The following is a 15812-nucleotide window of genomic DNA, read 5'->3' as shown; positions in this document are numbered from 1 at the left end:
ACCATAATTGTAAGGTCAAGTTTTAATGTTTAAAGTTTCATCGCAATGCTTTTTCAAAAATAATTTACAGTATTTTTAAGCCATCGATTGCTGAATTTTTTACGAATGCTAAATGCCAACATAGGCGAATGGTTTATATACAGAATTTATGCTTTGATAGTAAACTCTGCATTGAAATTGTGAATGATAAGAACATGATGATGAACAAAGACCATTTATATTCAGTGATTTACCAAGACATTCAAGATGCTTTCGCTGAGATTCAGCAGCTTACACAAGATCAGCATTTATGTGCTATTGGTTTGGGAATGGTTGAAGATTTCTGTGGTTTCTTTTATGTAGGATGCACATTAGAACAATTAAAAACCTTTGAAGACGTCTATGAAGCATGGTGGATTTCAGAATGGAGTTGTTCAAGTACTGCCAATAATCGTGTTCACGATGCAATCACGGCTTTGTATCAGGACTTGGGAGAGGATTATACAAATGAGCAATATAGCGAATTGCAAGCGCACTATCAAAAGACCATTATTCAAGCATTACAAGATTTAAGAATACAAGGAAAATTAAAAAACCAACAGGGTGAAGAAATTATTGTCATTATTCAATATGCAGACTCATCCGATGAAGATTTTGAGGACATCAGTTTCCCACAAATTAATCCTGAGTTTTTAGTGCCTTTATTTGAAAACCGCTTTCAGAAAAAAGCTGGTGAAAATTTATATGATTACCTATTAGAAAAATCAGCATCTTAAAATAAGAAACCGAGCTAAAAAGCTCGGTTTCTGAAGAATCAGTATCTAAAATTAGATATCTGAAAGATCTACACCAATGCGAGTAGCCACTTCTTCATAAGCTTCAACAACACCACCTAAACCTTGACGGAAACGGTCTTTGTCGAGTTTTTTCTTGGTGTCTTTATCCCATAGACGGCAACCGTCTGGAGAGAATTCGTCACCCAAAACGATACGGTCATGGAACACGCCAAATTCAAGTTTAAAATCAACAAGAAGCATGTTGCCTTGAGCGAATAAGTCTTTCAGCACAACATTGACTTTTTGAGTCAATTCTTTCATTTGCGCCAATTGTTCAGCATTTGCCCAACCCAATGCAATTGCTTGAGACTCGTTCACCATAGGATCGCCTAAAGCGTCATCTTTGAAGAACAATTCAAATGTTGGTGGAACAAGCTCTAAACCTTCTTCAACACCCAAACGACGGCATAATGAACCTGCAGCATAATTACGCATTACACATTCAACAGGGATCATTTGCAATTTTTTCACTAAAACTTCAGTTGGAGAAAGAAGTTTTTCGAAGTGTGTTTCAATACCAGCTGCAGCCAGTTTTTCCATGATAAAGGCATTAAAACGGTTGTTCACCTTACCTTTACGGTCTAGTTGCTCTATTTTTTCGCCATTAAATGCAGAAGCATCATCACGGAAAACTAGAATTAGATGATCCGCGCTATCTGTTTCATAAACAGATTTCGCTTTACCAGTATAGAGCAAGGTTTGTTTTAACATGGGGGAACCTTTTGCAAAAAAAAATTGCCTAGAACGACTAGGCTGGCCAGTTTTGGTAAATCTGGGTTAATAGTTCTGCAGCTTTTTCTTTGTCTGCAAAGCTATTATCGGCGTTAAACACAGCAAGTGTGTTACTTGAACCTACAGAATTAAGCTTCAATACATAAGTTGAATTATCGATTTTTACAGTTGCCTCATTGGCATTTTTGCTTTGGCCGATAACCTTATGATTTAAGCTACTGAGGGTCGCAAGTGCGTACTGCCAAATTGTAGCAGAATTTCCATCAATTTTGATCAGTGGATTGCCATTTCCATCAGTTAAAATTTGAGGACGACCAACACTTTCAGTTGATGCAGAAACTTCATCAGCAGGTGCACTGATTTGAGCAACATCTGGACGAGGAACTTCGTAACGGTTGCCTCGTTTATTTTCAAATTTTGGTGCATGCTGAAGTGCAAGAGGGTCAACAATAGGAGCTGGATACATTGGCGTTGCAGGTCTAACTGTTGAACCTTCAGGGTAGCTAAGTGGCTCTACAGTGGTCGTGTTTTTATAATCTAAAGAACCATTGCTGATTCCAAGGGAACTACAACCCGCCAAGCTTAAAGCTGAAATGGCAAGAGTTAAACCTAAACGTAATTGCATAATACTAAGCTCTTATTAAATGAGACCCACTGCTTTGAGTTCTTCACGCAGTGGTGCACGGTATTGTTCTGCTAGGGGAGTTAATGGTAAGCGAATGCCAGTACCAATTAATTCCATTTCATGAAGTGCCCATTTCACTGGAATTGGGTTCGATTCGCAAAATAGAATATTGTTTAATTTTGCAACTTGGTCATCTTTGCTTTTCGCTGTTGCAGCATCACCTGCAATTGCAGCGGCACAAAGTTCGCTCATGATTTTTGGTGCAATATTTGCTGTTACTGAAATATTGCCGTGGGCGCCTAACTGAATCAATTCACTCGCAGTCGCATCATCACCTGAATACACCACCATGTTTTTGCCTTTTAAGCCATCAATCAGCTCTTTACCACGGGGAACATCGCCAGTCGCATCTTTAATTCCTACGATTTGAGGAATATCTGCTAAACGAATCGCGGTGTCGTTGTGCAGATCTACACCAGTACGACCAGGTACGTTGTAAAGAATGATAGGTAAATCAACAGCTTCAGCAACTGCCTTATAGTGTTGGAATAAACCTTCTTGCGTTGGTTTGTTATAATAAGGGGTAACTAAAAGTGCGGCATCTGCGCCGAGTTGTTTGGCTTCTTTGGTGAGTTCAATCGCTTCGTGTGTCGAGTTTGCACCAGTACCGGCAATAATTGGAATACGTTTATTGGCAACACGGATAATTTCTTTAATTACTTCTGTGTGTTCTGCCATGCTAAGAGTAGATGCTTCGCCAGTTGTACCGACAGCAACGATACTATTAGTGCCTTGTTCTATGTGCCACTCAACGAGCTTCTCGAGACCCTTCCAATCTACGCTGCCATCTTCAAACATAGGGGTGACGATTGCGACAATTGAGCCTTGAATGGTCTGTGCTTGCTGAGTCATTTTAAAAAAATATCCTATTTTTCCATCCACATGCGTTTGAGTAAACAAGGATTGGGATGGTTGCAGTATTTTGATTTGAGCGTGAAACAATCATCTTAAAGATTGCCTAATGCTTATGCAAATTATGACTGATTCAGCGTGTCAGAACAATATGCTTTAGTCAAAGCTTGGAAATTCTTTAACAAAAGCAACAAATCACTCACATTTCCAAGCAATTTTTTTTTATTTTCAGTTTTTTATCAAACATGAACAGCGTGCAGTTTTAATCCCAATGCTGGGTAAAATCTATTCGCGCTAGAAAACAATTTTCTATTGGGTGGCGGAGTCTCGCCGTTTAGAATCTAGCGAACCGTTCTAGATGATTTCTTGGTTGATTTTGATAAGACGCTCGCAAATGTACGCTATTATATTGTATGTTGAGTCATCGAGTGTTTAAATTTTTACGATTAAAATAATAGTCATTTGGCCAATATAAGGGTAGGGAAATGTTGCAATCTGAGCGTAGTGCCTTGATCGTTGTTGATGTACAAAATGGTTTCACTTCAGGCGGAAATTTAGAAGTTGCCCATGCTGAGCAAATCATTCCAACCATCAATCAATTGGCACGACATTTTGACAATATCGTACTGACCCAAGATTGGCACCCTGAAAACCATATTTCATTTGTTGAGAATCATCCCAACCGTAAAGCTTATGAGCTGATTCAATTAGATTATGGTCCGCAAGTATTGTGGCCATCACACTGTGTACAAGGGACGCAAGATGCTGAATTTCATCCTGATCTAAACATACCAACTGCACAACTGATCATTCGTAAAGGCTTTCGTTCTCAAATTGACAGCTATTCAGCCTTTATGGAAGCCGATCATAAAACCACTACAGGCTTGGCGGGCTATCTTAAAGAGCGTGGTATAGATACGGTGTATATTGTCGGGATTGCAACAGACTTCTGTGTCGCATGGACGGCCATGGATGCCGCCAAATTAGGCTTTAAAGCCTTCGTGATTTCGGACGCGACCAAAGCGATTGATTTACATGGTTCTTTACAACATGCATGGCAGGAAATGCTGGCTGTGGGTGTAAAACGCGTGATCTCAAAAGAGATTTTCAACGCAGCATAAGTATCAAGACTTGCATCATTTGAGAAATATTACTGCTTTAGAACATCTTGTTTTAAGATAAGCCGAAATCCTCAATCTGCTTGGGTAAGGACAATGTCAGCAATTTTACGTTTTAGTCAGTTTGTACAAAAAACTTTTGCTCTATGGGTTGTGGTGTTTGCCTTTATTGCCTTATGTTTTCCAGCAGCATTTGTCTGGATGAAAGCATATATTCCATGGGTTTTAGGGATTATCATGCTGGGGATGGGCATGACCATGACCGTAGATGAGTTTAAAAATGTCTTGTCAAATCCCAAAGCAGTTGTGATCGGTGTCGTTGCACATTTTGTGGTGATGCCCAGTGTGGCATTCTTTCTCTGTAAAGTTTTTAATTTACCACCCGAAATTGCGGTAGGGGTAATCCTTGTCGGCTGTTGCCCCGGAGGGACAGCATCCAATGTCATCACCTATATGGCCAAAGGAAATACTGCTTTATCCGTCACATGTACATCTGTTTCAACGTTTTTAGCGCCTATTTTGACACCTGCAATATTCTATGTGTTAGCCAGCCAGTGGATTCCGATTGATGCGGGTTCAATGTTTATCGATATTCTTAAAGTGGTGATTTTTCCAATTATTTTGGGCGTGATTTTAAGAAGCCTATTTAAACAAAAGACCGAGCAATATATTCAATTGATGCCTTTGATCTCTGTGGTTGCCATTGTGGTGATCGTGGCAGCAATTATTGCAGCCAGTAAGGCTTCAATTTTGCAATCGGGCTTGCTGATTTTGGGTGTGGTGATTTTACATAATGGTTTAGGCTTTTTATTAGGCTATTGGGCAAGCCGTCTATTCAACTTATCTTATCCTGACTCTAAAGCTGTTGCGATTGAAGTGGGGATGCAAAATTCTGGTTTAGGTGTGACCTTAGCTGCGATACATTTTGCTGCATCTCCAATAACCGCAGTGCCAAGTGCTATTTTTAGTTTATGGCATAATATTTCTGGACCTGTTTTAGCCACCTATTGGGCAGCGAAAGCCGATAAAATGGCTGAAAATAAACAATAGGGTCTGTAGACATTTCATAAATGGCTTGCGTTGTAGGTTAAAATTGAGCAGGCAAGGCATGAAACGAAGAGAATAGCGAGACTATTTTCGAGTTTCATAACGAAGGCTGAGATAATTTTAGCCACAACCCTTCGGGACTAGCGTGTTTTTTGCCGCTACGTCGTTACGAACCACTCATTTAGAATAACTAAATTTCGTATTTCGCGCCTAGTATCGCCTAAAAAACACACGTAGTCGCAAACATAGACGAATTGTCAACAGACCCTAATACTATTTTAAAATTTACGTTTCATTTAGAGAGCCTTGGCTCTCTTTTTAATTATGTTGATTTATTCATGCGCTAACTGTTTTAAAAATTCATCCTCAGTGAGTACACTAAAGCCATGTTGTTCAAGTAGGGCTGCTGTAACCCCTTTACCTGATATTTTATGCCCTGAAAATGATCCATCATAAATCATCTGTGAACCACAAGAAGGACTGTTGGCTTTTAAAATAATATGTGTCACTTGATGGTATTGGGCGAGTTTTAGGGTTTTTTCTGCACCCAGAATAAATTCAGCTGAAACATCATCACCATTGGCATCTTTTACTTTGGCTTGTCCCTTTAAAACTTGATAACCATCACCACCTAAGATTTCAGCAGGCTGTCGAGGTGTACTTAAGCCACCTGAAACTTCAGGGCAAATCACCACGGCTTGTTGAGTGTCTAGCAGTTGTTTAAGCTTGTGTTGTAGGCAGTTCTTGGCATCGTAGCGAACATTTTCACCTACAAGACATGCACTAATCAGATATTTTTTCATTATCTTGAGGTTAATTCGAGTTGCATTAAATTCATACCAATATCATATAAATCTGTTTTAAAGTCGATGCTTAATTTCTCTGTAAAAGCAAAATTTTGATAGAATTTTTTTGCACGGGTGTTGGTTTTCAATACTTCCAAAAATACAGAAGCTTGTTGATGTTCACGTGCAATATCAATCGCATTTTGCATAAGCGCAGATGCAAAATTTTTCCCAACCGCCTCTTTAAGCAAGTAAATTTTCTGTAATTCTGCACCAATAATATCTAGATGGGGTTCATATTGATTGAGATTTAGCTTGGCATATCCAATAATTTGCGCTTGTTCATTTTCAAGCAATAGCCAAACTTGATCAGGATCTCGCAGAGATTCGGACAAATTTTCTAAACTAAAATTTTGATTGAGAAAGTTTTGTAGACCTTGTTCTGACCAAAGATCAGCAAAATGTTGGCGATATGTGGTGCAGGCAAGCTGATTGAGTTGCTTGAGATGGATTGGCGTGGCTGGATAAATTTTCATTATATGTTGTCATCAAATGACGCTTTGCTATACCTTGAATTTGTATTCAATCATGGATGAATTTCATGGGATAATCAATCCGAAATAGGGAAAATGAATCTTGTTATGAGTGTGTATGTCGATCGCGCAAAAGTTCCGTTTAAAGGCCAAGAATGGTGTCATTTGATGGCAGATACACTGGAGGAATTACATCACTTTGCGCAAATGCTGGAAATCGATGCCCGTTTATTTCATCGCTCAGCCTCTTATCCGCATTATGATATTACCCTGCAAATGCGTGTGATGGCGATTGCTTATGGCGCAATTGATGCCGATCGAAAAACCATTATTGCTTGTGGAAAGAAACTGAAGTTACAACTTAACCAATCTTTATAAAGAATTGGTTTTTTATTTAAGCTTGATAAAACCGAACCTCCAGAAAAAGACTTTATCGCGATTAAGTCTTGTCCTTATGAGAAGCACAAGAGTAGAATCTTTTATGATGAAAAATTATGAACAACGATTGTGATTAATATATGACTTTTAAAGACGGCTCAACAGAAATATCGCAAGACGAGATTATTATTCTGGCTGAAACTTTTCGACTTTTAGGAGATGCCTCACGTCTCAGAATTCTTTTATTCTGTATGCGTGGACCTAGCCCAGTTGGCGATATCTGTGAAGCACTCGATTTGTCGCAATCTTTGGTTAGTCATCATTTACGTTTATTACGTTCAGCACGCTTGGTGAAAAGTGAGCGTCAGGCCAAACAAGTCTTATATGAAATCGCTGATACGCATGTCAGTCATGTTCTGTCTGATATGGCAAAACATATTGCAGAAGAGCAGTGTGGTTAAATTTTCTATTTTTCAAATCGATTATCAAAAGCAAAGTGAATTTCAAAATGTGGATGCCACAAGGCAACAATCAATGACCTTGTGGCAATTTGTGCTTGATCCATATTGATCTTAATGACTATGTCCAGCATGAGGATCAATTTTTGTCGGTTTTTCAAGGCTACAGCTGCTATCACCTTGCCAATCAATCGCGACAGTTGGATGTTCAATATCAAATTTGGTTTTTAATTCATGTTCAATTTGTTCGGTGAGTGTCTTGATATCAACACCTGCTTCAGGTTGGACATGTAATGTTGCCATTGCTCTTCCTGAAGTAATCATCCATACATGAATATGGCTAATTTTCTGAATGCCTTGAACGGATTTTAATAAGTGAGTGGTGATATCTGTTGTATTCGCATTGGCAGGCGCACCTTCTAATAAAATATGAATGGTTTGTTTAAACAAAGACCATGCACTGCGCAATACAAGTAATGATACAAGCACAGACAAAATCGGATCAATCGGTGTCCAGCCTGAGTACCAGATGACGATTGCAGCGATAATTGCAGCAACAGAACCCAATAAGTCACCCATCACGTGCAGAATTGCACCTTTGATATTTACATGATCAGTATCATCTCGTGTGAGATACCATAAAACAAAGATATTCACCAACATACCAACAATTGCGACAATAAACATCGGTCCTGCAAGTACGGGTTGAGGTGATTGAAAGCGTACAATCGCTTCATAGACGATCCATCCAACAATCCCAAACAGGGTTAGAGAATTGATCAGGCCTGCAATCACTTCAAAGCGCATATAGCCGAAAGTACGTGATTTATCCGCAGTACGACGCCCAAAGCGAAATGCTGCATATGCTAATCCTAATGCAAGTGCATCCGTCATCATATGGCCTGCATCAGCTAACAGTGCCAATGAACCAGATATGATTCCCCCAGCAGCTTCAACAAGCATAAAACTGAAAATAATGAAGAAAGAAATCAGAATTTTTCTTTCATTTCCTGTAGTTGCTTCAGGTACATGTGCGTGGTTGTGATCACTATGGCTATTATGGGGATGATTATGATTGTGTCCCATAAGGACCTCTGAATTGGATTATTTACATATGAATATATGTTCATATGTTTGTTTTGTCAAATAACTTCATGTTAATTTTTTATTGCATTGTGAATCAAAATTTCAAAAAACTGATGCCATAAGGCACTTAGGTTTAATAAAACAGAATAAAGTTTTTAAAACGGACTGATTCACTTTCGGGCTTATCTACTTTGATGCGAAGTAAAAAGGAGGCTATTTTTCGCTAAAGGATCTTGTTGGTTCAAGTTTAGTTTAGGGTGATTGTTCTGGTTGAGGTTATTTTAAATTGATGTATCTATAAAAATTAGGCATAAAAAATCCACACATTCATGCAATTTTAGCGCATGCTTTGTGTGGATTACTTAAGCTATTGATATATGTATGAAACTTAATTTATTTCATACACTACAATAAGTAACTGATTGATTATTCAACCGTAACTGATTTTGCTAAGTTTCTTGGTTGGTCTACGTCAGTACCACGTAATACCGCAACATGATAAGACAATAACTGTACTGGGATACTGTAAGCTATCGGTGCTAACCAAGTATTGACCGTTGGAACATAGACAACATGTTGACGATCTTTAGCCACGATACCGCTATTTTCATCTGCAAAAACAAACAGTTCACCACCACGTGCTTGGACTTCTTCCATATTGGATTTAAGTTTATCCAGCATGTCATCATTCGGTGCAAGAATCACCACAGGCATATCATTGTCGACCAATGCCAGCGGGCCATGTTTCAATTCACCTGCAGCATAACCTTCAGCATGAATATATGAAATTTCTTTAAGTTTTAATGCACCTTCAAGTGCAATTGGGAATTCTGTACCGCGACCCAAGAACAAGCAATGCTGCTTCTCTTTAAACAGAACAGACAAACGTAAAATTTCTGTATCATTTTGTAAGGTATCCAAAATGACTTTAGGGATATGCCACAACGCAGAAGTGATTTCATCAAGACGTTCAGCTGAAATGGTTTGCTTAACCTGACCAAGTTTAAGGGTCAATAGCATCAAAGCTGCGAGCTGTGTGGTAAACGCTTTGGTTGATGCGACCCCAATTTCAGGACCAGCCAAGGTTAATAAATGATGATTTGTTTCACGAACCATAGACGAGGTCGCGACATTACAAATCGTCATGGTGTAGATATTTAAGCCTTTTGCTTTAGCACGCTTTTGTGTATCACGTAATGCAGCCAAGGTATCTGCAGTTTCACCTGATTGGGAAATACAGACATACAAGGTGTTATCTACAATCACAGGCGAGCGATAACGGAACTCGCTGGCAATTTCAACTTGGCAAGGTAAATCAATCAGTTGTTCAAACCAATATTTTGCAATCATTCCAGCATGGTAGCTGGTACCACAAGCAAGCACCTGAATTTGCTGAACATTTTTAAAATCTATATTTGCATTTTGTAAGAAATCTTCTCGTAGTGTATTGCCATTTAAAGCTTGAGAGATCGTTTGTTGAATTGCTTCAGGTTGCTCAAAAATTTCTTTGAGCATGTAGTGTTTATACTCACCTTTAGAGGCATTACTCACGGTTGCATCCAGTTCTTTCACTGGACGATCAACCAATTGATCATTAACAAAAACTTCAATCGTTTCACGAGTTAAACGCGCAATATCACCTTCTTCAAGATAGATAAAACGGTTGGTCACAGGTAATAGTGCCAATTGGTCTGAACTAATAAAGTTCTCACCGATACCAACACCAATGACTAAAGGTGAGCCTTCACGAACAGCAATTAATTCATCTGGGTAATCGGTATGCACAATCCCCAGTGCATAAGCGCCTTTTAGTTGAGGTACGATTTCTTCAACGGCTTTTAATAAATTTGGCGATGATTTCAATGCTTCAGTAATTAAGTGAGCAACGACTTCAGTATCGGTTTGTGATGTAAACACATAACCCAAAGCTTCAAGATCATCTTTAAGCTCTTGGTAGTTTTCAATAATACCGTTATGTACCACTGCAACATGGCCAGAAATATGTGGATGGGCATTATTTTCAGTTGGTTTACCATGGGTTGCCCAACGTGTGTGTGCAATACCCACAGAACCTAAAATATTCGACTCTGCAACCGCACCTTCTAAATTTGCAACTTTACCGACACGACGTTCACGTAAGATTTGCCCCTGATCAACCAGTGCAACACCCGCAGAGTCATAACCACGATATTCAAGACGTTTTAGGCCTTCAATTAAAATATTTGTAATGCTTCGTTCAGCAACGCCACCAACAATACCGCACATAATAATATCCTCTTATTTCTTGACCTTTTGGGGACGTTGATAATTTTCTTTCGAAATTTGTTTTGCACGTTCAAATGCAAGACTGTTGTCTGCTACATCATGGGTAATCACTGAACCCGCACCTGTGGTTGCGCCATGACCAATTTTAATCGGTGCAACCAGTGAGTTGTTGGTTCCAATAAAGGCATTATCACCAATGATGGTTTTGTGTTTATTGGCGCCATCATAATTACAGGTAATTGTACCTGCACCGATATTTGAACCCGCACCAATTTCTGCATCGCCTAAATAGGTGAAATGATTGGCTTTTGAACCTAGACCAACAGAAGAGTTTTTCACTTCAACAAAGTTACCGATATGAACTTCATCTGCCAATTTTGCACCTGGACGTAGTCGTGCAAAAGGACCAATATGTACATCTGCACCAATCACCGCATCTTCAAAAACACTATACGGTTGAACTTTGGTTCCTGCCGCAATTTGGGTATTTTTAATAATACATCCCGCACCAATTTCAACGCCATTTCCGAAAGTACATTGACCTTCAATAATCACATTAATATCAATACGAACATCAGTACCCGCCGTGAGTTGACCACGTAAATCAAAACGTGAAGGGTCAATCAAATGCACGCCTTGTTGCATCAGTGATTTGGCTTGATAATTTTGAAATTCACGCTCTAATGCTGCAAGTTGAATGCGATCATTTACGCCTTCAACCTCAAAAGCCAATTCTGGTTGAATGGATGCGATTTCCATACCATCCGCTAAAGCCATTGCCACGATATCGGTCAGGTAGTACTCGCCTTGAGCATTGTCATTGCTGAGTTTCGGTAACCATTCATGTAATTTGGTATTGCTGACACAGTAAATACCTGTGTTGATTTCTTTAATTTGACGTTGTTCATCAGAAGCATCTTTATGTTCAACAATCGCTTGGATTTTTCCATCCTTACGTACGATACGACCGTAGCCTGTAGAATCTTCAAGCGTTAATGTGACTAAACCGATGCCTGTTTGACTGGATACATCAAGCAAACGTTGTAGGGTACTTTGTTGTACACAAGGCACATCACCAGAAAGGATCAAAGAAATGCCGTCTTGGGGTAAAACAGGTAAAGTCACTTTAACGGCATGACCCGTACCAAGTTGTTCTGTTTGCTCTACCCATTGAATATTTTCATGTGCAAATGCATTTTGAACCAGATCACCACCGTGACCAAAGATTGTAATGATATTTTTTGCTTGTAATTGTTTTGCTGTTTCAATCACATGACCGAGTAGTGGACGTCCTGCTAACGGTTGGAGTACCTTGGGTAAACTAGAACGCATACGTGTTCCTTTACCTGCAGCAAGAATGATCACAGTTGTAGACATATCACACCTAACAGATCTGGCTTAAGCCATTTTAAAATATAAATAAATCACGATACATATTGCTGCCCAGAGGCCTGCAATAATATCGTCAAGCATGATCCCAAAGCCACCATCAACTTTTTGGTCAATGACACGAATAGGCCATGGTTTCCAGACATCAAATAAACGGAACAGTGCAAATCCAACCAGTGCCCAAATCCAATTCATTTGCCCTAAATAAATCAAAGGCAGGAACGTGATTGATTGCCCAGCAAATTCATCCCAAACAATACGCCCATCATCATGTACATGGATAATCTCTGCGGTTTTCCCACAAATCCAAATACCGACCAATGACATGATTATGATGGCCAATATGGAGCCATAAAAACCAATTGCAAGCCAAATCGGAATAAACAAAAGCGCAAACGCTGAGCCAAATGTACCTGGTGCTTTGGGCGCTAAGCCTGAACCAAAGCCCACACCGCAGAACACAATAAAGCGTTCAGCCCATGTCATACTTTTAAAGACAATCGGAGGTTTATGCAAAGTGTTGGTACCCTTGAAGTTGAAGTGGATGGTCTAAGCCATCTTTCTCAAATACAATCCCAGATTTTTGTGTAACTTGGCCGATGATTGTAGTGGTTACATTTGGTTTTAATTGCAAAAGTTTAGCATAATTTTGCATAGTTATTGTAAAGCATAACTCATAATCATCTCCGCCCGCTAAAGCATATTTCCATTGCTCATTGTCGCTGAGTTGCCTTAAAGCTGGCTGAATCGGGAGTTGATTTAAATTTATTTTTGCACCGACACCAGAGGCGTCTAAGATATGCCCGAGATCTTGAGCAAGCCCATCTGAAACATCAATCATACTGGACGCCAAGTCTTTTAACATGGCGCCTAGTTCGCAGCGCGGTGTTGGGTAATCTAGACGTTGTTGTAGTGGATGTCCTAAATGTTTTAGCCCAAAAGCGGCATCACCAATCGAGCCACTCACTACAATTAAATCATCGACTTGTGCGCTAGAACGGGTAATGGCTTTGCCTGTTTCAATCCAGCCCAGTGCGGTGACGGTAATGGTGAGATGTGGACTTTGCGTGGTATCACCACCAATTAAACGTACGCCAAATTGATCGCAACAATCATATAAACCCTGACTAAATTGTTTTAGCCAGTCATGATCAATTTGGGATAGGCTCAATGCGAGTAAAATACTGTGGGGTTTCGCACCCATTGCAGCAATATCTGACAGATTGACAGCAACAGATTTCCAGCCAATGGCATGTGGAGAAGTTTCTAAGGGAAAATGTCGACCAGCGACAAGGGTATCTGTGCAAATCACCAATTGATGATTTAAAGGTGGGGAGAGCAGAGCTGAGTCGTCACCGACGCCTAAATCAACATCAGTTTGCTGCTGACGATTGAAATAGGTCTCAATAATTGAAAACTCAGCCATGTAAAAACAACTTATTTGCTTTGTTGCTTTTCTGCTTCACGCAGGCTTGTTGCTAAACGATCTAATACACCATTGATGTATTTATGACTGTCAGCACCACCAAAGTGTTTTGCCAGCTCAATGGCTTCATCGAGTACAACTCGATAAGGGACTTCAAGATGGTCTTTGAGTTCGTATGCACCTAAACGTAATGTAGCAAGTTCTACACCGTCTAATGCACTCAGTTCACGATCCAGAACAGGAACAAGTAAAGCATCCAATGCTTCATGGTTTGCGATCACGGCTGTGAGCAACTCATGATAATAGCCGAGATCCACTTTATGCATTGCGTTTTCAACACGGGTACGTGCTTCAATTTCATGCACTGGGTTGTGGCTCATTTGCCATTCATAAATCCCTTGTACAGCAAAGCGACGTGCTTTACGTTTTGCTGCATAAGTAGCTTGGAGTGTTTGCGACATGCTTTAAATTGCCTTTAACAGGTTAACCATTTCAATAGCAGTAAGGGCAGCTTCACCACCTTTATTACCTGCTTTTGTACCAGAGCGTTCAATCGCCTGTTCAATACTATCCGTAGTCAATACACCATTGATTACAGGTAGGCCAGTATCTAAACCAACTACACCTAAACCTTTGGCACATTCACCTGCAACGAAGTCGAAATGTGGCGTACTACCACGAATCACTGCGCCAAGTGCAATCACTGCATCGAATTTACCAGAAGCTGCTAGTTTTTTAGCCACAACTGGAAGTTCCCATGCGCCCGGTGCATGAACGACAGTGATATTATCGTCGCTTACACCATGACGATGCAATGTATCAATTGCACCTTCTAATAAATGTTCAACAACAAAGCTGTTAAAACGACCAACTAAAATCGCGTAACGGTCTTCGCTCGCGAGATGTAATAAACCTTCAATTCGGCGAATCGCCATGGCAACCTCGATAATTTAACAGATAAGTGGTTGTACCGACTGCTTTTATTTCCCGACTAAAAACCTAATTGAGCAATAAATGCAGTCTGATTAAAAATTATTGACCAGTTTTTTGGTCAGCAGTGATGTATTCCACCACTTCTAAATTAAAGCCTGATAATGCATTGAAACGTAATGGTGAGCTAAGAAGTTTCATCTTTTCAACACCAAGATCACGTAAAATTTGTGCACCAACACCAATCGTTTGGTATTGCTGTGAAAGTGCAGCATTTGATTTTGTTGGTTTTGGCTTACCAAGTTCTGCCAAAGCAGGGCCTAAGTCAGATAGATGACGTTGACCAATCCAGACCAAAACCCCTCGATCACTGTCGGCAATTGTTTTGAGTGCTTTATCAAGGTTCCAAGCAGGCTCACCATCTTTTTTATTGAGTTTCAATAAATCACGTACAGGATTGAAACCATGTACACGGACAGTCGTCACCCCTTGTTTTGGTTCACCTTTGACCAAAGCCAAATGAATGTCTGGATTACCAATTTCACGGTAACGGTATAAATCAAAGGTACCGTATTCAGTATCTATACTTTGTTGATCCAAACGTTCTACAGTTTGTTCATTGGTCATACGATAATGAATCAGATCAGCAATTGTACCAATTTTTAAGCCATGTTTCTCAGCAAATACTTCAAGATCTGGACGACGTGCCATCGTGCCATCTTCATTGATAATTTCACAAATCACCGATGCCGGCTCTAAACCCGCTAAACGAGATAAGTCACAGCCAGCTTCTGTATGCCCAGCACGGTGTAATACACCACCTGGTTGTGCCATCAATGGGAAGATATGTCCAGGTTGTACAATATCAGCAGGTTTGGCATGAGCAGCAACTGCAGTTTGAATTGTATGGGCACGTTCTGCGGCAGAAATACCAGTGGTTATACCATTTGCAGCTTCAATAGAAAGCGTGAAGTTTGTACTGTGTTGTGCGCCATTATGGTCGACCATTAATGGTAGATCGAGTTGCTTACAGCGGTCACGACTTAGTGTTAGGCATACAAGACCACGAGCATGGGTGATCATAAAGTTGATGTCTTCAGGGCGTACGTGTGTTGCAGCAATGACTAAATCGCCTTCATTTTCACGATCTTCGTCATCCATCAGGATAACCATTTTACCTGCACGGATATCTGCTACAAGCTCTTCAACAGTATTGAGCGGCATCAACCTTCACCTTTTTGTTCTGTCGTATGACATTTTCATTGAGTACATTCGGAGCATAGTCTAACGTGTTTTTACGTATTTTGCCTATG

18 protein-coding genes are annotated in these 15812 nt (G+C 40.0%); 5 read left to right on the top strand and 13 right to left on the bottom strand.

What is annotated here, in order from left to right; genetic code table 11:
* Nucleotides 1-194: 194 nt before the first annotated feature.
* Nucleotides 195-755 carry a DUF4303 domain-containing protein gene (locus ACG916_RS14400; protein WP_419310211.1) on the top strand — a complete coding sequence of 187 codons (561 nt, stop codon included), beginning with the start codon at nt 195-197 and terminating at the stop codon, nt 753-755.
* Nucleotides 756-806: 51 nt separating this feature from the next.
* On the opposite strand, the gene purC is transcribed toward ACG916_RS14400, so the two are convergent.
* The 3 genes from purC to dapA are packed head-to-tail and all read right to left on the bottom strand — an operon-like array spanning nt 807 to nt 3084.
* Nucleotides 807-1526 (bottom strand): phosphoribosylaminoimidazolesuccinocarboxamide synthase, encoded by a 720-nt coding sequence (gene purC / locus ACG916_RS14395; protein WP_004818291.1) that lies wholly within the window; start codon nt 1524-1526, stop codon nt 807-809.
* 37 nt (nt 1527-1563) lie between these two features.
* Nucleotides 1564-2172 carry a hypothetical protein gene (locus tag ACG916_RS14390; protein ID WP_004718797.1) on the bottom strand — a complete coding sequence of 203 codons (609 nt, stop codon included), beginning with the start codon at nt 2170-2172 and terminating at the stop codon, nt 1564-1566.
* 15 nt (nt 2173-2187) lie between these two features.
* Nucleotides 2188-3084, bottom strand: a complete 897-nt coding sequence (gene dapA, locus ACG916_RS14385; protein WP_004718795.1) for a 4-hydroxy-tetrahydrodipicolinate synthase — start codon at nt 3082-3084, stop codon at nt 2188-2190.
* Nucleotides 3085-3569: 485 nt separating this feature from the next.
* On the opposite strand from dapA, the gene pncA reads away from it, so the two are divergent.
* Both pncA and ACG916_RS14375 read left to right on the top strand, forming a co-directional pair.
* Nucleotides 3570-4205 (top strand): bifunctional nicotinamidase/pyrazinamidase, encoded by a 636-nt coding sequence (pncA, locus tag ACG916_RS14380; RefSeq protein WP_224964521.1) that lies wholly within the window; start codon nt 3570-3572, stop codon nt 4203-4205.
* Nucleotides 4206-4298: 93 nt separating this feature from the next.
* Entirely contained in the window at nt 4299-5252 is a 954-nt protein-coding gene (locus ACG916_RS14375; protein ID WP_419330262.1) for a bile acid:sodium symporter family protein, read from the top strand.
* Between the two features lie 329 nt (nt 5253-5581).
* Here the strand turns inward: ACG916_RS14375 and ACG916_RS14370 are convergent, their stop codons facing one another.
* Together ACG916_RS14370 and ACG916_RS14365 are read right to left on the bottom strand one after the other, a co-directional pair.
* Nucleotides 5582-6052 (bottom strand): 2-thiouracil desulfurase family protein, encoded by a 471-nt coding sequence (locus ACG916_RS14370; RefSeq protein WP_419330264.1) that lies wholly within the window; start codon nt 6050-6052, stop codon nt 5582-5584.
* Complete coding sequence (locus ACG916_RS14365) at nt 6052-6570, bottom strand: GNAT family N-acetyltransferase (RefSeq protein WP_419330266.1); 519 nt, start codon at nt 6568-6570, stop codon at nt 6052-6054. The genes ACG916_RS14370 and ACG916_RS14365 overlap by 1 nt, the downstream gene beginning before the upstream one ends.
* Before the next feature lie 105 nt (nt 6571-6675).
* Between ACG916_RS14365 and ACG916_RS14360 the strand changes: the two genes are divergently transcribed.
* Together ACG916_RS14360 and ACG916_RS14355 are read left to right on the top strand one after the other, a co-directional pair.
* Nucleotides 6676-6945 carry a DUF4031 domain-containing protein gene (locus tag ACG916_RS14360; RefSeq protein ID WP_004718783.1) on the top strand — a complete coding sequence of 90 codons (270 nt, stop codon included), beginning with the start codon at nt 6676-6678 and terminating at the stop codon, nt 6943-6945.
* Between the two features lie 140 nt (nt 6946-7085).
* Nucleotides 7086-7406 carry an ArsR/SmtB family transcription factor gene (locus ACG916_RS14355; protein ID WP_004718782.1) on the top strand — a complete coding sequence of 107 codons (321 nt, stop codon included), beginning with the start codon at nt 7086-7088 and terminating at the stop codon, nt 7404-7406.
* 111 nt (nt 7407-7517) lie between these two features.
* Here ACG916_RS14355 and ACG916_RS14350 read toward each other — a convergent pair whose 3' ends face one another.
* The 8 genes from ACG916_RS14350 to ribBA all read right to left on the bottom strand — a co-directional run bounded on the left by ACG916_RS14350 (nt 7518) and on the right by ribBA (nt 15723).
* Nucleotides 7518-8489 carry a cation diffusion facilitator family transporter gene (locus ACG916_RS14350; protein WP_004718779.1) on the bottom strand — a complete coding sequence of 324 codons (972 nt, stop codon included), beginning with the start codon at nt 8487-8489 and terminating at the stop codon, nt 7518-7520.
* Nucleotides 8490-8915: 426 nt separating this feature from the next.
* Nucleotides 8916-10754, bottom strand: a complete 1839-nt coding sequence (gene glmS / locus ACG916_RS14345; RefSeq protein ID WP_034611139.1) for a glutamine--fructose-6-phosphate transaminase (isomerizing) — start codon at nt 10752-10754, stop codon at nt 8916-8918.
* A 12-nt stretch (nt 10755-10766) separates the two neighbouring features.
* Complete coding sequence (glmU, locus tag ACG916_RS14340; protein WP_244014593.1) at nt 10767-12131, bottom strand: bifunctional UDP-N-acetylglucosamine diphosphorylase/glucosamine-1-phosphate N-acetyltransferase GlmU; 1365 nt, start codon at nt 12129-12131, stop codon at nt 10767-10769.
* Nucleotides 12132-12152: 21 nt separating this feature from the next.
* On the bottom strand, nt 12153-12629 hold the full coding sequence (locus tag ACG916_RS14335; protein WP_016539097.1) for a phosphatidylglycerophosphatase A family protein: 477 nt from the start codon (nt 12627-12629) through the stop codon (nt 12153-12155).
* 22 nt (nt 12630-12651) lie between these two features.
* Nucleotides 12652-13569, bottom strand: a complete 918-nt coding sequence (gene thiL / locus ACG916_RS14330) for a thiamine-phosphate kinase (protein WP_419330269.1) — start codon at nt 13567-13569, stop codon at nt 12652-12654.
* Nucleotides 13570-13580: 11 nt separating this feature from the next.
* Entirely contained in the window at nt 13581-14030 is a 450-nt protein-coding gene (gene nusB, locus ACG916_RS14325) for a transcription antitermination factor NusB (RefSeq protein ID WP_004718751.1), read from the bottom strand.
* Nucleotides 14031-14033: 3 nt separating this feature from the next.
* Nucleotides 14034-14504: a 6,7-dimethyl-8-ribityllumazine synthase gene (gene ribH / locus ACG916_RS14320; protein WP_004718750.1), complete on the bottom strand. Its 471-nt coding sequence runs from the start codon at nt 14502-14504 to the stop codon at nt 14034-14036.
* Nucleotides 14505-14601: 97 nt separating this feature from the next.
* Nucleotides 14602-15723: a bifunctional 3,4-dihydroxy-2-butanone-4-phosphate synthase/GTP cyclohydrolase II gene (gene ribBA, locus ACG916_RS14315; protein ID WP_004818315.1), complete on the bottom strand. Its 1122-nt coding sequence runs from the start codon at nt 15721-15723 to the stop codon at nt 14602-14604.
* Nucleotides 15724-15812: the final 89 nt, after the last annotated feature.

This window comes from Acinetobacter legionensis (assembly GCF_048552295.1).
Classification (GTDB): Bacteria; Pseudomonadota; Gammaproteobacteria; order Pseudomonadales; family Moraxellaceae; genus Acinetobacter.
This window is presented reverse-complemented; position numbering and strand designations above follow the sequence as displayed.

Bases quoted from the DNA above. Each gene is read 5' to 3' on its own strand.
- ACG916_RS14400 (WP_419310211.1), top strand. From the start codon at position 195: ATGATGATGAACAAAGACCATTTATATTCAGTGATTTACCAAGACATT.
- purC (WP_004818291.1), bottom strand. From the start codon at position 1,526: ATGTTAAAACAAACCTTGCTCTATACTGGTAAAGCGAAATCTGTTTAT.
- ACG916_RS14390 (WP_004718797.1), bottom strand. From the start codon at position 2,172: ATGCAATTACGTTTAGGTTTAACTCTTGCCATTTCAGCTTTAAGCTTG.
- dapA (WP_004718795.1), bottom strand. From the start codon at position 3,084: ATGACTCAGCAAGCACAGACCATTCAAGGCTCAATTGTCGCAATCGTC.
- pncA (WP_224964521.1), top strand. From the start codon at position 3,570: ATGTTGCAATCTGAGCGTAGTGCCTTGATCGTTGTTGATGTACAAAAT.
- ACG916_RS14375 (WP_419330262.1), top strand. From the start codon at position 4,299: ATGTCAGCAATTTTACGTTTTAGTCAGTTTGTACAAAAAACTTTTGCT.
- ACG916_RS14370 (WP_419330264.1), bottom strand. From the start codon at position 6,052: ATGAAAAAATATCTGATTAGTGCATGTCTTGTAGGTGAAAATGTTCGC.
- ACG916_RS14365 (WP_419330266.1), bottom strand. From the start codon at position 6,570: ATGAAAATTTATCCAGCCACGCCAATCCATCTCAAGCAACTCAATCAG.
- ACG916_RS14360 (WP_004718783.1), top strand. From the start codon at position 6,676: ATGAGTGTGTATGTCGATCGCGCAAAAGTTCCGTTTAAAGGCCAAGAA.
- ACG916_RS14355 (WP_004718782.1), top strand. From the start codon at position 7,086: ATGACTTTTAAAGACGGCTCAACAGAAATATCGCAAGACGAGATTATT.
- ACG916_RS14350 (WP_004718779.1), bottom strand. From the start codon at position 8,489: ATGGGACACAATCATAATCATCCCCATAATAGCCATAGTGATCACAAC.
- glmS (WP_034611139.1), bottom strand. From the start codon at position 10,754: ATGTGCGGTATTGTTGGTGGCGTTGCTGAACGAAGCATTACAAATATT.
- glmU (WP_244014593.1), bottom strand. From the start codon at position 12,131: ATGTCTACAACTGTGATCATTCTTGCTGCAGGTAAAGGAACACGTATG.
- ACG916_RS14335 (WP_016539097.1), bottom strand. From the start codon at position 12,629: ATGACATGGGCTGAACGCTTTATTGTGTTCTGCGGTGTGGGCTTTGGT.
- thiL (WP_419330269.1), bottom strand. From the start codon at position 13,569: ATGGCTGAGTTTTCAATTATTGAGACCTATTTCAATCGTCAGCAGCAA.
- nusB (WP_004718751.1), bottom strand. From the start codon at position 14,030: ATGTCGCAAACACTCCAAGCTACTTATGCAGCAAAACGTAAAGCACGT.
- ribH (WP_004718750.1), bottom strand. From the start codon at position 14,504: ATGGCGATTCGCCGAATTGAAGGTTTATTACATCTCGCGAGCGAAGAC.
- ribBA (WP_004818315.1), bottom strand. From the start codon at position 15,723: ATGCCGCTCAATACTGTTGAAGAGCTTGTAGCAGATATCCGTGCAGGT.